This window comes from Elusimicrobiota bacterium, assembly GCA_041658405.1.
Lineage (GTDB): Bacteria > Elusimicrobiota > UBA5214 > JBBAAG01 > JBBAAG01 > JBBAAG01.
In genome coordinates this window covers 14,704-31,435 of the sequence record JBBAAG010000020.1, presented here as the reverse complement: position 1 = coordinate 31,435, position 16,732 = coordinate 14,704, and the positions used below count along the sequence as shown (strand labels likewise).

Below are 16,732 nucleotides of genomic sequence, written 5' to 3'. Positions count from 1 at the left end.
ATACTCCAAATATTTATTACTCTAATACTACCCCTTTTAATTCCCATTCAATCATCACGCCAGGATATCCATAAAAAGCATATTTCACTAATCCAATTCCAGGAGCTAACCATTCATACCATTCGTAGTCTGCTGCAATAATAAAGTAATACTCCCTACAATCATTAAATATGCCAGCAGGAGTTTGTACTGATGTTTTATTTTCATATCGAATATTTACATCCACCAATTCTTTTATCAATCTTTCCCATATTTGAGTTGACCATCGAGTATTTGTTGACACGGATAATTTATACCTTATAGTTCTTACATTATTGTCTAATTCTATCACCTGACTTTGTGAGTCTTGCCTAAACCTTAAATCTGACTTATAACCGGTGGAACCGTAGGGAAATGTGTCAAATAGATAAAATATTTCTTCTCCTATTTGAACAGGATCACCGACAGTAATTATTTTTTCAAATACTTTATTTTCAAATATGTTATTTATCTTATAGGACATTCTCATTCCTGCTCGAAGCGGGAAATAATCATTACCATTTATTTTCGGATTGACATTAACAATTGTTATTGTACTTACATTATTATAAAAACAACTTATAGTCGTTGTACCAGTTGAAATGGCTGTCACAATACCATTATGAGAATCTACTGTAGCGATTGTAGAATCGGATGATGTCCAAACTGACAATTCCGTACAATCGACTGTTGATGAATCCGTATACACCGCATAAGCCCTAAACGGGAAACTACCACAAATAAATGTTGCTGAAGATGGCATTACCATAATATGCGAAAATGCTATAACACAAATTTCTATAGACGACACCTCGTTTTCGTAACAAAAACTAATACTAATTCTTCCTGGTGTAATAGCTTTTATCAAACCATTGTGTGTATCTATCGATATCGTGTTGGTGGCAGATACGGTCAAAGAGGATAACAAAGCACAGTTCTTTGTAGAAGAATCGGCATAAAAGGCATATACAGAAAACTGTATTGTGTTACCTACTAGCAAAGTAGCTGTAGAAGGCACTACTTCTATCCTTTGTGCTTTCATTTTTTTCACTTCTCTAACTTCATCTCCGAGATCTAAATAATTCAATTTCAAGTTCTCCCACTGGTTTGATAGCACAGTATCGTTTGAAATAATGTTATTAATAGAAATTGTTGACGACGATTTTGCGAGTTCGGTTGATAAATTACTGGTTATCAAGTCCGATAACACTTCAAATTCAACGGCATTGATTTCAGGTGCTGATATATTTCGATAAACACAAATTTCTTTCAATGCTTGGTATACAAAAGATGTTTCGACCGATAAGTCCACCCCGCTTTTCAAGGTATTGTTATCGTTCAATGTAACACTTACCACACTTCTAATTTTTAGAGTAGTCGTTGATTCCGTCAATGTGGCTTCCAAAACCAAATTGTTTTCCGTTGGTATATTATCCAACCTATATACGCCTTCTGTGTCTGTGATACAAGTAAATCCGGGTATTTGCGAGAGGCTACCATCATTATTCATACGGTTTAGAGTTACAGTAGCGCCGGTTAACGGCCGAGTTGTTAGCCCTTGCGAGTGGCTTGCTCTTATTGCCGCATTTAGTTGACTCGCGGGTATCAAAACCTTTCCGGTGATACTTGGTTGCGGAATGACCTGAGTTCTTTTTTGCCCAATATCGTCTACCTTACTATTTATCGCATCAATGATTCCGAAATGCAAGCCAGCGTATTGGTCATAACTATTCTCTGCGAATAATTGAATCGTTGAAAACATCATTGCTGCTAAGATGATCACTATTTGTACAATTTTCATGTTTTCACCTAAAATACCACGACAATCCGGTATTTATTACCCATTCTAATCCGCTGCTTCTATACCCGTCTTTATCTGTTAAGTCAATATACGCGGGACCAAAGTCTAACGTAACTCCAATATTGTTTAACACAAAATATTCGCCGTATACTGCCATACCAACAACACCACCGTTACCCGAAAACTTTTCGCGGGTAAAACCCGTTGCGCCAATTTCCGCTAATACTCCGCCGCGAAGACGGTTGTTATACGCCAACTCGTAGTACCCCCGTAGTCCGCCGTACGTTGTACCGGTACAATACGCCACGCGTAGTTCAAGCGATAACGGATCAACGATTACTGTTTTTATTCCGACGTAAGGCCAGCCAAGAGTGAGACACGATTTGTGAATGATATTACTTAAGCGCAGCTTTTTTTCAAATGATACCGAATTGACGGTAGTACTAAAAATTATTATTAACACGCACAAAATTAGCGTTGTTGATTTCGCCAAAACAGTTCTCCTGTGTGATATATTGTTAATTATACCAATAAAACACGCTTTACACATCCGGAACTTTTACACTTTGGCTTTTTGAATTTGGCTTTTTGAAAATAATATTTTGGTTTATTTCACCAAATAACTTATATATGCGAGCAATACGCCTGTTTGGCCAAGGATAAACATAAACGTCCAGCGGACCAGTTCGGACTTTGTACTTTGAATTTCGCGGAACAACCGTTTTTCAGATTCCATAAATTCTTTCCGCAACTCGTCAAACTCTTTTTTGGTTGACACACGAAACTCGTTAATGTCCTGTTTTGTCACAAGAAATTCCATTTGGTTAACTTTGTACTCCTAAAACGAGTTTTCTATTACATCCGCAATAACACGCGCATTACTGTCTTCCATCCCAATCCGTAACGCTTCATAAATCCTCAACGTATTAACAATCGCCATCGTTTTTACTCCTTCCAACCAACCCAACCCAACCCGAATCCGAATACGTATATTAAATATTATACAAACTATTTTCGTAATAAATCAAATTTCACTTGTACACATCCGTAAGATGGTATGAGCGATTTCAGCGTTTCCCGTCCACGGGAAAGGCTATTGAGCGAATACCACTTGAGGATGTGTATATAATCAAGTTTTTAAAGATACTTGACAAATTAGCACATTTGTGCTATACTACATATTAACGACCGTTACTGTGATTCTGCGATTACGGATTTAATAATGTTGTAACAATAAAAAACAAAATTCATAGGATAAGGAGAACAAACACCGATGAAACGAGGCGACCGGTCAAAAACCAAGATTATGGATATGATCACCAAATGGTACCGCACAAAAGGGTACCCGCCAACACTCAGGGAACTCGCTATAGCTACGGGGTTGAGGTCAACATGGACCGTGAGATACCACCTAAAATCATTACAGGCAGCAGGGATGGTAAAACTTACAACACAACAGTCCAGAGGCATTATGCTAACCAGCCGGGGTGATGATGACGTATCACCGTTTATCCCCCATGGGAAAACAGGCATACCACTGGTTGGGCGTATAAGTGCAGGAAGGCCAATCCTTGCGGTAGAAAATATTGAAACCTACATCAACTTCGCGCAGTTGTTCACACAAGACCCCGGAATTTTTGCATTACGCGTGAAAGGCGATAGTATGACCGGCGCAGGGATTTGTGATAACGACGTTGTATTTGTTAAACCACAACCCACAGCGGTTAATGGCGACATTGTTGCTGCATTATTACCCGAAGATAATGAAGCCGTGATCAAACGTTACCGCCCGAAGAAGGATTGTGTGGAACTTATATCCGAGAACCCGGAGTATAAACCTATTGTAACGACGAATATTAAGATACTAGGGAAAATATTAATGGTCTTGAGGCAGTACAAAAAATAAAATATGCCAAATATAACAGAGATAAATAAGAAGGTGAAGACAGGCGTGGTATTTGACGGGTTTAACATTAAACCCAAATGGTTTATGCTGGACAACAAAAAGTATAACGTCAGCAAAACAACATACACCTGGCGCACAATTGACGGTGAAGCTGTGGTAATACACTTCGCGGTTACCGTAACTGACAGCTCAACATTGTACGAACTTAGTTTTAACCAAAAAACACTGGTTTGGCGCCTGGAGAAAACCGAATGCTAACCCCCACAATTTTTTTGTTAGACATGGACTCATACTTCGCATCGGTTGAACAATCAGTGAATCCTGCATTACGCGGTAAGCCCGTGGCGGTATGCGGCGCACCAGCACAGAATGACGGTACGTGGAAACGCACAATAATTGTCACCGCATCGTATGAAGCGAGGAAGTACGGCATAAAAACCGGTACGCCGGTATATGAAGCAAAGAAATTGTGTCCACACTTAAACCTTATCGCTGGCAACCATGAGAAGTATATTGATACATCTGTTGGCATACAAAAAATATTGACGGACTATACTGACCAGGTGGAAGTATACTCGATTGACGAATGTTTTATGGATGTAACGGATACCGCAAAACTGCATACCGGCGGTGCAGTTGGTATGGCAAAACAAATTAAACAAAGGATCCGCGAAAAGTACGGGATCACGTGTTCCATAGGTATCGGGAGTAATAAAGTTACCGCTAAACTTGCCGCTAAGTTTTACAAACCTGACGGATTATACGAACTTAACGACCGTGATATCCCTCAACTGTTCGACGTATTACCGTTATCCAAACTCCAGGGTGTGGGTATTGGACGGCAGTTAGAAAAAAAACTTAATTCCCTGGGGATTAATACGGCAAAACAGCTGGGCGATACTGACGAATCGTTGCTCACCCACCACTTTGGCATCCTCGGGCATATCCTCAAACGTATCGGGCAGGGCCGCGGGGATACTGTTGTCCGCAAGTACAATACTCAAACCAACATAAAATCTGTGGGACATAGTTTAACCCTTCCCTCGGATACCTGTGATTTAAACATTGTAAACTCCTACCTTCTGATGTTATCCGAAAAAATAGCTGCGCGGTTACGCAAGTACGGCTTCTTTGGACGTGTAGTGTCGTTGTATATACGCTACGGCGACTTCACAGGGTTTGGGCAGCAACACAATACCGGCGGGTATATAAACACAGGCCACGAAATTTATGGCACCGCACAAAAAATATTTGTAAAATTGTTACCGTTAAAGAAATCTGTGCGGTTAGCCGGGTTGAGTATATCATCACTTGTGAAGAATAACCAAACGTTCCTGCTGGAAGATATTAATAAAACTCAACGCCTGGTTTCCGCGATTGACGGTATCAACAACAAGTACGGCGAGTTTACCTTACGCCCTGCGATGGTAGCACTCGCTGAAAAGTTCGGGAAACAGGAAAACCGGTGCGGGCTCATAGGTAAACATATATTTGATAGCCGGAGAGGAAAGTAAATGCTGAAAATCGGGACATCAGGGTTTTGGTTCAAAGACTGGGTGGGGACGGTATATCCTGAAGGCACAAAATCAGCTGATGCGTTAGGATATTACGTCGACAAACTTGGGTTCAATACCGTTGAGATAAACTCAACGTACTACACTTTAGTTTCTGACAAGTCATTCCTTGGGATGGACCGAAAGACACCTCCCGGGTTTGAGTTCACGGTAAAAGCATACCGCGGGATCACACACGACCCGTTTGACCCCAAAATCCCGGATAATATTAAACACCCGAAAATGTCCGATGTACCGGACACTATCGATAAATTCAAGTACTCTTTACAACCAATAATACAATCTCACAAACTCAGCACGGTATTGCTCCAGATGTCGCCATACTTCAAACCCTCACCTCAGTCGGAAGAATATTTACTGATGTGTAAAGACAGTTTTGGCGACATACCGTTAACCCTCGAATTCCGGGGGAAAGAATGGAACACCGACGGGACATACACCTTTTTGAAAACCCACAACTTCGCGTACTGCGTGGTAGACGAACCGCAGCTACCCCGGCTGATGCCGTTTGTCCCAAAAACCACCTCAGCGGATATCGCATATATACGCTTACATGGTCGCAACCTTAACTGGTACAAATCATACGAGGATAGGTATAACTACGATTATTCCGCAAAAGAGTTAAGCGAGTTTATCCCGGTAATACAAAACTTTGTCAATATCGTAAACAAAGTCCTCATATTTTTTAACAACTGCCATGCGGGCAGTGCCGCGAAAAATGCAATGCTGATGAAACAGCTAATAGAACGTATCTAATTTTACACTGCTTTACTCAACAAATTTCATTACTTTCAGCCAGGTAGAGAATAATTGTTTCCACGCAGGTACTATGCTTGGATACTGTTCCTTAATACCGATCCCATGCGGGCCATCAACAAAAATGTGGTACTCATGAGGAATTTTATATTTACTCAACGCATTAGCATACAACGTACTATTTTCTACGGGTACAGACTTATCGTTGGCTGTATGCCAGATAAACGCCGGCGGTGTTTCAGCAGTAACACGTTTCTCTAACGAATACTTTTGTACCAGATTTTCATCAGGATTTTCTCCAAGCAGGTTACGCATAGACCCGCTATGCCGGTATTCCGAAAATGATATTACGGGATAACACAATACACTGAAGTCCGGCCGTGCAGATATTTTATCAATATCATCAGGTACCTCCGGGGTGTAGTCATCCTCAAATATTGTACTCACTGTTGCAGCGAGATGCCCCCCCGCGGAAAAGCCTATCACACCAATTCTGGCAGGATCGATATTCCATTTTTCTGCATTGAACCGCACTAACCGTATCGCCCTCCGCGCATCAACTGACGGCCATGGATGTTTATAAGGTTTGACACGGTAACTGCATATAACAGCTGAAACTCCGATACTGTTTAACCATCTCGCAATAGGCTCGCCTTCATGCCCCGCACGCGCACCGTACCCGCCTCCCTGATATACAACTATTACCGGGCGGATAATTTGAGAATCCAATAAATATAGGCTTATCGACGGTACATGTTCTCCACATACCGGATCAGCACCTGGAAAGTTACACTCCCAAAGTTTTAATTCCATTTTGTCATTACCTTTCTAATAACTTCTTCGAGGTCTTCTATAGTATACGGTTTTGTCATTACCCCGGAAAACCCGTACTTTTTATAGTTTTGTACAACAACGTCGTTTGAATACCCGCTTGAAAGCACGACCTTTGCTCCCGGGTCGAACTCCAGCAACAATTTTACCGCATCTTTCCCGCTCATCCCACCAATAACCGTGAGATCCAAAATAACTAAGTCAAACTTATGTTTATTCTTCATCGCAACTTTGTATGCTTTTACCGCAGCAGCGCCGTCCTTCACTGTAACAGCAGTATACCCCAATGTACTAAGCAACCGAGTTGATACTTTACGGATATACTCTTCATCATCCATCACAAGCACACATATGTTTTGTTTTTTATCCAACTTTTTGTTTACCTTTTTTTTCGTACTACGTAAATGTTTAACACTTTTTTCGGTTGGTAAATATATATCAACTTCCGTCCCCGCGCCTATTTCGGAATAAACCTCTATATGCCCCCCATGGTTTTTAATAATTGAATAAACTATTGTCAACCCCAGCCCGCTCCCAGTTTGTTTTGTAGTAAAGTATGGATCAAATATTTTGCTAATACTTTCTTTTGCGATTCCAATCCCGTGGTCCCGGATTGACAATTTCGCGTATTCTTTCGAATACTCAAGTACCGATTTCTTTTTTGTATTAACAAAATTGGTCAATACCACGTTTATTATCCCGCCTGTAGGCATTGATTGTATAGCGTTCAACACAACATTATTCACTGCCTGTTTAATCTGGTTTCCATCAAGTTTTGAAAATACCGGTGTTTTAGATGGCTGCCATTTAATCTCAACATTTGTACCGCGAGCAGTGAACCGCACGATTTGTTTTACCAGCGCGTTAAGATCTATTGATTCCCGTTTTATCATCGGGTTTTTTGTTAATGACAACAACTGAGATGCCAATTCTTTTGTCTGCATCGCTGCAGCTTCTGCATCCTTGAGTATCTCAAATTCCTCTGACTTGGGAACAACACGTTTCTTTGCTAATGAAATATTCCCTAAAATACCGGTGGATATATTATTAAAATCATGAGCGATCCCACCGGCAAGGATTCCAAGTGATTCAAGTTTTTGTGTTCTCGCACGCTCTTCCTCTACTTTCTTGCGTTCAGTAATGTCGTTGTAAGTAGCAAAATAATGTTGAAACTCGCCTTTTTCGTTTTTAATAGCTGCAATTCTAGAGAATGAAACAAACGTGGTACCGTCTTTACGCTTGAGATACAATTCGCCTTCCCAGATCCCGTGTTTTTTTATTTCTCCTACTACGTTACTCACAACATTATTGTAATCCCGGTACGAAGTATTTGCAATAAACGATATGGGTTTACCTATAAGTTCCAAAGCTTGATATTGAAACAATTCTTGCATAGTTTTATTTACGTTAGTAATAACAAAATCAGTATTAGCAATCAACACAGCAGTACCGCTGAGTTCGATAGCTTTCAACAAATTTTCTTTCTCCTGTTCAATATTTTTGCGGTCATTCACATCGACTAAAATACCGCGTATCCCTATTGTTACACCATTTTCTATTATTGGCTTACTATAACTCCGTACCCATATTATTGCCCCGTCTTTATGCACCAACCTATACTCCTGAGGGTTATAAATTCCTTTCAATACATAACCAAAAGCGTTCATTATCCTCTGACGGTCGTCAGCATAGATAAACTGCGCGACATTTTTGCCAATAAGGTTTTCAGCATCCCACCCTAGCATCTTTTCAATCACAGGGCTAACGTACGTAATATACCCTTTTTTATCTATTGAAAAAATGCCGTCAATAAGATTTTCGACCAACTCGCGGTACTTAATCTCGCTGCTCCGGACTTGTGTTTGCAGCACACTATTCTCAGCATATTCAAGCGCATGGGTAATCATCGAAGAAAAGTATTTTATTGACTTCATGAACAACTCAATATTATGGAAACACCGTAATACCATTACTCCAATAACCGCATTATTCTTTATTAACGGTGCCATCACTACCATCGTGTTTTGGCTGTAATCAAGCGAGTTAATTATATTCCCGCTCATATTCTTTGGAAACGTGTCGCAGGCAACATCTTTTGCTGATACCAACAACGAACATTTTTCTTCAATCACGCGTTTCCAAAACCGTGTACCTGCAATCTTAATATTAACTTCTGCAGCATTAGTATTCGCAATTGTTTTCAATACTTTAGTAGTGTTCCTGGAGATAGAATGATACTTAGTTCTCAACTCCTTATTGTCTTCACTCATCAAAGAAATGGTTATACTATAACTTTTAGTTTTCCCAAACTCATTTATTAGAGCTTGAAATATATCATTTACCTCTGTTTTTCTATAAATCTTTGCTGACAGATCTTCAAACAGCTGTATAAGTTCTGAAAGGCTTTCATACTGTTGTTTAACCTGTTTATACGTTTCTAAACTTACAACTTCATGTTTTTTCATAGTCCCAACAATCCTTTTACGTGTTCACCGCACAAGTAGCGCGCAAGGTCAAGTACTGACTTCACAGAATTCCCGCGGAACTCCACAAACTCACCAAGGACGGTGGAAAGACACCGGCGGTAAACTTCTGTCCGCGGGATAAGCGAATAAATATTTCTTGCATCAGTAACAAACGGCCCGACCTTACACAACCCTGCTCCTGCATCGGGTACTGTCCGGAAATATTCAAGCATACCGGATACCGAATCGTAATACCACCATGACATCCCGGCGTATACGCTTGGGTATATACGTGAAAGGCCCGCGATTTTCATCCAATCACTTTTATCCAGGGTATAAATACAAATCTTATGATGCCTTCCGTCAGAAGTATCAAAATAATTCAGTAACGGCCGTAACGCATCCGCAACATCAGGACACCCTCCTACGGTATCACAGCCTGAATCCACCCCGCCGCATTGTTTTGCAACCTCGCGCATGTTACGCAACGGCCCGTAATGTATCTGTGACACCCACCCTTTTTCGTAGTCCATCTCCATTGAGTATCTCAGCATATACGCCTGGAAGTCCGCGTTCTCCTCTTTGGTTACAGGTTCGTTTTTACACGCTTTGATAAACACATCCTCTGCACGGCGGCCACTTACCTCATGGCCATACGGAACTTTCATCCCGTAATCACTTGCACGGCACCCGTTCTCAGAAAAAAAGTCGTGACGGCCAGACAGCACGTTCTTCAATGCATTAAGGCTACCCTTAATACTTTTACCGGAAACTTTCTCCAGGAGTTCAATATTATCCATCCATGCACGGGGTTGTAACGATGCGGGGATAATATTAAATATTCCATCCGGCCGCCATGCGGGCCGCCAGTAGTGTTTAGGGAAAAACTTTTCAGCCCGGGATATTTGCTCAAGGTTATCCACTGGACTGTCTGTGGTACTCATAAACTCAATATTTGTGCGTTTAAATATTTCAACCGGGCGGTACGTTTCGGACTGAATTTTTTTGTTTAGCACCGACCAAATACTTTTTGCGGTAGATAGATTAAACTCTTCCTCCACCCCTAGGCCCTGTAGCATCAACCTCATCCAGTCATGTACCTGTACCCCGGCAAGTTTAGGGAATACCGCAGCATAGGCAGTCCATTTATCATATGGCGCAGTACTATTATCATAAAACTTCATCCTACCCATTGTACCCAGAGATTCTATAATTGACGATACATAATGATCCCCTGCGCATAACGCTGTCCACGGATCCGGGGGTATATTATTATCGAGTACCAACTTTAAATTCACATGGGTATGCATATCATACACCGGCAAATCTTTTATTTCATTATAGATAATCTTAGATGTAGGATTACCCAGCATCCATAAAGTATTACGGTTTTTACTACGTTTTTTTTGTTTAGGTTGAGCCATTTGTTTAAATTAATCTCCCCGTTTATGTTATTTCAATACCAATTCAATCACCGGAACTTCAACTTCGGGTTTCTTAATGGGCACACGGAACGTTACTGCCTCACTATTACTGGATTCAACAAACTTATCATTCTCCCGCCAGTACTTAAACTTATGGAACTTAATTTCTGACGCATCATTAAGCAATTGCGCATACATAATTTTTTCAATACTAACCCCGCGGAGAACAATCTCCCCGGAAGGCGGCCACGAGAATATGTGGATATACAACCTTTTAGTATCAGGATTATACGTTAACCTAGAATCCTGAGGAGCCGAAGCCTTTACCGGTGCACAAGTACAACCATATATAGCGCGGCTATGCTGTTTCATCCAGTCCCCCAGCCCGGAAAGCCGTTCTTTCGCACGTGAATCAAACTCACCCCGTGCCGTTGGCCCGATGTTAAGCAATAGATTACCGTTTTTGCTTACAGTATCAATCAACAACCTCACAAGCTGAGGTACACTTTTCCAGGAATCTTCATCCCGGTGGTAACCCCATGACCCTGAGAATGTCTGGCATGTTTCCCACGGGATAAGTTTACCATTCTTGTTTTTTAACGGTCCCGGCAGCATAAGTTGTTCAGGTGTACGGAAATCCCAACCCCAGGAAGTATCAAGTAAATCAAGCCTGTCATTAATCAAAATCCCGGGTTGCAGTTTGCGGGTAAGGCTCACAAGTTCTTCTGACTTCCAGAAATCCCTTCCTTTCTCTGGCTTCCCTGTCTTAGGATCCAAAGGTGTGAAGTCATAGAATACCATATCAATCTCACCGTAGTTTGAAAGAATTTCGCGGACCTGCCCGTGGAGATACTTTGTGTAGTTTGAAAAATCCAGTGACGGGTTATGTTTGATAAAGCCAGGGTTATTACGCATAGGATGGTAATGATCAAGCGTATAATCCGGATGATGCCAGTCAAGCAGGGAATAATACAACCCAACTCTTATCCCAGCAGAACGAAACGCTTTGACAAACGGTTTAAGCAAATCTTTACCATAAGGCGTGTTGGTAGACTTGTAATCCGTAAGTTTTGAATCAAACAAACAAAACCCTTCATGATGTTTTGCAGTAAGCACCACGTACTTCATCCCAGCATTCTTTGCGCAGGATGCCCATTCATCCGGGTTGTAGAGATCAGGGTTGAACTCGTTAAAGTACCGCTGATACTTTTCAGTGGTGATACACTCCCGCGATTTTACCCATTCATGCCGTGCAGGTAAGGAGTATAACCCCCAGTGGATAAACATACCAAAACGGTTAAACTGCCAGGTTTTAAGTTTTTCAATAGGCGCTTTATTTTTCATAGACATAGTGTTTCTTAGTTGCTCCTGATTATTAATTTCTACTGATATTACATAACTTTCTTAACTACAAGAATCTTATAATTAAATAAAACCTGGTTCTGGGGCATGGACTCGAACCATGAACGAGGGATCCAAAGTCCCTTGTGTTACCATTACACCACCCCAGAATCTTATTGATAAGTATACGAAAATAAATTGTACTTGTCTTTATAAAAGTTATCCGGTGTCCAATCTGTGACTACTTTATAACTCAGAAGCGGTGAGACGAATCCTTTCACTCCAGCAATTCATATACTTTGATAGGATTTGTTTTCCCTTTCATTGAAACAGGCGGCAACCCTTTTACTTTAACTTCATTTTTCACCAGGTTATACGTGTTTTCAGTCAACAAAATCTGGCCTGCCACGGCCTCTGCCTGCAACTTTTTCGCAGTATTGACAGGATCACCTATGACGGTATAATCCATCATTTTCTCAGAACCTATGTTGCCCACAACAACTTCGCCGGTATTTATCCCTATGGCCAACCCCAGAGAATTCATGACTTCAGGTTTATTGCGTTTCATTTCCAGGAAAACGGCTTGCATCTCTTTGGCCGTGTTCAAAGCACGGATTGCATTCGATACAGTATCCCCGGGAACTGAATAATATGCCATTATAGCATCACCTATGTATTTATCAAAAGTACCGTTATATTTGAATATTATCTTGGTTAACTCTGAAAATATGCTGTTGAGTAGTTCAACTATTTCCATGGGGTTGCGCTGCTCCGAAAAATTTGTAAATCCGCAGATATCCGCGAAAAGTATGGTAGCACAACAGTATTCCCCGCCAAGCTTAAGGTATTTATCCGGGTTTTCCATCATTTGATTTGAAACTTCCGTTACGACATACTGGTTCAGTATCTTATTGAGCAGCACATTCTTGCTTTCAATTTCGTCATGCATCGTTTTAATCCGCAATAATGATTTGACGCGTGTCAAAAGCTCCTGGATATCTATCGGTTTACTCAGGAAATCATCCGCTCCGGCTTCTATCCCCTTGATTTTAGCATGACGGTCATTCAAAGCAGTTAATATTACAACCGGTATAAAAACGGTGCTCTTGTCGCTTTTCAGTATCCTGCAAACTTCATAACCGTTTTTACCGGGCATCATTACATCCAGCAAAATAAGGTCGGGAGGAACAGCTTTGATTTTATTCAGAGCATCTTCCCCGTTATCGGAAAGCAATATGTCATATCCATGCGGAAGCAGTATGCGGTACAGCAGATTCCTATTTTGTTTTTCGTCGTCTACTACAAGTATCTTCATATTATCAGTTCATTTATTCCTCATCGTCTGCAAAAAGTATTTTGTATTTTGTCATCTAGATACCATTATTATTTACCCAAAACTTCTTTAACAGCAACGAGCAATTCATTTAACTCAAACGGTTTCTGCAGGAATTTATATTCTTTTTCTTGTATCATCTCCCACTGGGATTTGTCGTCAAGATACCCGCTGGAAAAAATAACTTGTATTTTGGGGTTATCTAAAAGTAGTTGGGCTATTAATTCCAGGCCTGTTCTATCCGGCAGGACCACATCGCTGAGGACCAGGTTAAAATCCCCTTTTTCCGTTTTATATACTTCAAGCGCTTCTTTCACAGTTCTTGCTGAAAATACAATATAGCCATTCGATGAAAGCGCCCTATCAACTATTTTTCTTATTCCTTCTTCGTCTTCAACAACTAAAATCCTTTCTCCACGCCCTTTTAAACCATGATATTTAACTTCTTTTTTTTCCGATATTTCTTTTATTTCTGAATCTGAAGAAGCAGGCAGATATATTTTAAATATGGTTCCTTTGCTGGGTTCGCTGTAAACGTTTATCCATCCATTATGCTGTTTGACAATACCATAGACTACAGATAAACCGAGTCCGGTGCCTTTCCCAATCCCCTTTGTAGTGAAAAACGGTTCAAATATTCGTTGTACAACTTCATTGCTCATTCCCGCTCCATTATCCTGTATTGATAATCTAATAAATCTGCCGGGATATGCATCAAAAATATCTTTAGCATGTTCTTCAGTTAACGTAACATTCTCCGTTTTTACGGCCAGAATTCCCCCCATAGGCATTGCATCCCGGGCATTTACCGAAAGATTCATTATTATCTGTTCAATTCTTGATTCATCTACCAAAGTATTCCATGAATCAGATTGTAAAATTGTTTGTATTTCAATATCCTCACCAATAATACGTTCCAGCATTTTTGACATATTTTCTATAACCCTGTTTAAACTCAGGTTTATGAGGTTCATTGGTTGGTTTCTACTGAAAAGGAGCATCTGTCGTGTGAGGATTGTCGCCCTGTCAGCAGCAAGGGTTATTTCATTTAAATCATTATACAGGGGATTCTCTCTGTCTATGCTTGCCTTTGACAAATCAGCATATCCCTTGATTGCAGTCAACAGATTATTAAAGTCGTGGGCAATACCGCCTGCAAGCGTACCGATAGATTCCATTTTCTGCGACTGTAAAAGTTGATTTTGCAGTTTATCTTTTTCTTCTTCCATCCGGTTGTGCTCGGTAATGTCTTTAATTATATGCACAAATGACGATAGTTTGTTTTTATCATCAAACACTGGAGACGCTGTCACCAGATACTTCCTTCCATGTTCCTCAATCTCAGCTTCACCTTTTGAACCTATATTTAATGTAGCTATACACGGACATGCTTTAATCGGACTATCTGTTCCATGGACAATTTCATAACACTTTTTACCAACAACCTCTTCTTGTGTTTTGCCTAAAGATTTACACATTGCCTTATTTACTTTTATAAATCTGTGCTCTGTAGATATTAATGTAATAATATCCTTTGTCGAATCAAATGTGTCCTGCCATTCTTTGACTGATTTTTTCAGTACTTTCTCCACTTCCTTGCGTTGAATGATTTCTGCAGAAAGACTCGCCGTTCTTTCTTGAACAAGTTTTTCCAGCTGGTCGTTCATCAATTTCAAACCATCCTGTGCCTGTACAAGTTCGGTATTTTTGCTGACAGCTGCTTCATACGATGAAATAAGCAGGTTTAATATCTGGTGGTACTCTGTGTCAATTAAACATTTTTTTCCGTCAAGCATTATCTCAACAGATAATTTCTGGTGAAGGTTTTTGCTTAGGATTTTATCTTCCAAGATGCTCTCTATTCGTGAAATGAGATAATCCTCGCTATAGGGTTTTGTGATGAAACTGTCTGCCCCGCAAGCCAACCCGTGTAACACATCTTCCGTACTGGTAAGTGAGGTCAGCAGGATCACTGGAATATCTCTTTTGTTCTTATCCGATTTGATGTGCTTGCAGAGTTCATATCCCTGCATTTCAGGCATCACAATATCGGTTATGACGAGATCTAGTTTTTGTTTACTAAGAATAACAAGCGCCTGTTTGCCGCCATTAGCCATCTCGACGGTATAGGAATGCTGTTCCAGTATATGCTTCAACTGTTCAGCTTGTGTCAGGCTGTCCTCCACAATGAGTATAGTTGCTTTGTTCATAAAAACCTCCCGTTGTTTTTTTTCACTAACGCAGCTAAACTGTCGGCAATCTCTTCGGGCGAAAGAATATATGTCGCCGCATCCAGTTTTATTGCTTCACCCGGCATACCAAAAATAATAGAGCTTTCTTCATTTTGAACTAAAGTCACAGCGCCTTTATCTTTCATTTCTTTCAATTCTATAGCGCCATCTCTACCCATACCGGTCAGCAGAACTCCCACCGCATGAGGGCCCAATACCTCAGCAACTGAATGAAATAGAAAAGCAACCGAGGGTTGCTGGCCGTTCTTTGGTTTATTGTTGTCGAGCACGATTCTCATGTCACGCCCCACTCCCATGTGACAATTATCCGGAGCAATATAACAGTGCCCTGGCATAGCTTTCTCTCCCTGAACGGGAATGTGCAGCGGAAGAAGAATGGAACCACCCAGCCAATCGACAAAACCTTCGACAAATCCTGCCGCGATGTGCTGGACTATGAGTACCGGGACAGACAAGTCCCGGGGTAATCTTGAAAGTATCTTCTGCAATACCTGGGGCCCGCCGGTAGAAGCTCCAATGGCAATGAGCTGTATCGTTTCCCCCACCTCAGGCATTTTTGTTACATCTGCTTTCCTGCCTATACTCACTGCACTTCGTATCCGTCGTACAACCTTTACTTCGGACATAAGCTTGACCGTCTGAATCAATTCATCAACCGCTGTCTTATGCATAGGATTATCAAAAGCTGGCGGACGAAGCACTACAGCCAGAGCGCCGGCTTCAAGCAGCCTGAAAGTGTAAGAAGATTCTTTAATCCTGCTTATCACGCTAATAATGACTATAGGAGTTGGCATAGTTTCCATTATCAGTTTGGTTGTTTCAAAACCGTCCATTTTCGGCATATGTATGTCCATTGTTATAACATCAGGTTTCTCTTGCCTGACAAGTTCAATAGCTTCTTCGCCGTTATTGGCAATGCCTACCACCTGGATTGACGGGTCTGAAGAAAGAATGTGTTCCAGAAATTCCTGCACTACAACCGAATCTTCAACTATCAAAACCTTTATCATTTTAGTCTCCTGTAACTATGA

Annotated in this window: 14 protein-coding genes and 1 tRNA gene; 4 read left to right on the top strand and 11 right to left on the bottom strand. The window is 40.9% G+C overall.

Annotated features, from left to right (window positions below; translation table 11 throughout):
* Window positions 1-16: 16 nt before the first annotated feature.
* From WC955_05435 to WC955_05425, 3 genes are all read right to left on the bottom strand, one after another.
* Window positions 17-1,819, bottom strand: coding sequence for an Ig-like domain-containing protein (locus WC955_05435; protein MFA5858489.1), 1,803 nt, complete (start codon window positions 1,817-1,819; stop codon window positions 17-19).
* Between the two features lie 4 nt (window positions 1,820-1,823).
* Window positions 1,824-2,312: a hypothetical protein gene (locus WC955_05430; protein MFA5858488.1), complete on the bottom strand. Its 489-nt coding sequence runs from the start codon at window positions 2,310-2,312 to the stop codon at window positions 1,824-1,826.
* Window positions 2,313-2,426: 114 nt separating this feature from the next.
* Window positions 2,427-2,639, bottom strand: a complete 213-nt coding sequence (locus WC955_05425) for a hypothetical protein (protein MFA5858487.1) — start codon at window positions 2,637-2,639, stop codon at window positions 2,427-2,429.
* Window positions 2,640-3,092: 453 nt separating this feature from the next.
* Here WC955_05425 and lexA point away from each other — a divergent pair, with 453 nt between their 5' ends.
* From lexA to WC955_05405, 4 genes are read left to right on the top strand one after another with little or no spacing between them, the layout of a single operon-like run.
* Window positions 3,093-3,725 carry a transcriptional repressor LexA gene (gene lexA, locus WC955_05420; GenBank protein ID MFA5858486.1) on the top strand — a complete coding sequence of 211 codons (633 nt, stop codon included), beginning with the start codon at window positions 3,093-3,095 and terminating at the stop codon, window positions 3,723-3,725.
* 3 nt (window positions 3,726-3,728) lie between these two features.
* Window positions 3,729-3,983 carry a hypothetical protein gene (locus WC955_05415; GenBank protein MFA5858485.1) on the top strand — a complete coding sequence of 85 codons (255 nt, stop codon included), beginning with the start codon at window positions 3,729-3,731 and terminating at the stop codon, window positions 3,981-3,983.
* On the top strand, window positions 3,977-5,239 hold the full coding sequence (gene dinB / locus WC955_05410; GenBank protein MFA5858484.1) for a DNA polymerase IV: 1,263 nt from the start codon (window positions 3,977-3,979) through the stop codon (window positions 5,237-5,239). Before WC955_05415 ends, dinB begins: the two co-directional genes overlap by 7 nt.
* A complete protein-coding gene (locus WC955_05405; protein ID MFA5858483.1) occupies window positions 5,240-6,055 on the top strand; it encodes a DUF72 domain-containing protein in 816 nt (271 codons plus the stop codon).
* A gap of 12 nt (window positions 6,056-6,067) precedes the next feature.
* Here the strand turns inward: WC955_05405 and WC955_05400 are convergent, their stop codons facing one another.
* The 8 genes from WC955_05400 to cheB all read right to left on the bottom strand — a co-directional run bounded on the left by WC955_05400 (window position 6,068) and on the right by cheB (window position 16,711).
* Entirely contained in the window at window positions 6,068-6,868 is an 801-nt protein-coding gene (locus WC955_05400) for an alpha/beta hydrolase (GenBank protein MFA5858482.1), read from the bottom strand.
* Complete coding sequence (locus WC955_05395; protein MFA5858481.1) at window positions 6,859-9,351, bottom strand: PAS domain S-box protein; 2,493 nt, start codon at window positions 9,349-9,351, stop codon at window positions 6,859-6,861. The genes WC955_05400 and WC955_05395 overlap by 10 nt, the downstream gene beginning before the upstream one ends.
* Window positions 9,348-10,775 carry a glucuronate isomerase gene (locus WC955_05390; GenBank protein MFA5858480.1) on the bottom strand — a complete coding sequence of 476 codons (1,428 nt, stop codon included), beginning with the start codon at window positions 10,773-10,775 and terminating at the stop codon, window positions 9,348-9,350. Before WC955_05390 ends, WC955_05395 begins: the two co-directional genes overlap by 4 nt.
* Window positions 10,776-10,802: 27 nt before the next feature.
* Window positions 10,803-12,125: an alpha-L-fucosidase gene (locus WC955_05385; GenBank protein MFA5858479.1), complete on the bottom strand. Its 1,323-nt coding sequence runs from the start codon at window positions 12,123-12,125 to the stop codon at window positions 10,803-10,805.
* An 87-nt stretch (window positions 12,126-12,212) separates the two neighbouring features.
* Window positions 12,213-12,286: transfer RNA gene (locus tag WC955_05380), tRNA-Gln, on the bottom strand.
* 107 nt (window positions 12,287-12,393) lie between these two features.
* The gene (locus WC955_05375; protein MFA5858478.1) at window positions 12,394-13,431 is read right to left on the bottom strand and encodes an adenylate/guanylate cyclase domain-containing protein; all 1,038 of its coding nucleotides are present in this window, start codon (window positions 13,429-13,431) and stop codon (window positions 12,394-12,396) included.
* A gap of 68 nt (window positions 13,432-13,499) precedes the next feature.
* Entirely contained in the window at window positions 13,500-15,659 is a 2,160-nt protein-coding gene (locus tag WC955_05370; GenBank protein MFA5858477.1) for a response regulator, read from the bottom strand.
* Window positions 15,656-16,711 carry a chemotaxis-specific protein-glutamate methyltransferase CheB gene (cheB, locus tag WC955_05365; protein ID MFA5858476.1) on the bottom strand — a complete coding sequence of 352 codons (1,056 nt, stop codon included), beginning with the start codon at window positions 16,709-16,711 and terminating at the stop codon, window positions 15,656-15,658. The genes WC955_05370 and cheB overlap by 4 nt, the downstream gene beginning before the upstream one ends.
* Between the last annotated feature and the right edge of the window lie 21 nt (window positions 16,712-16,732).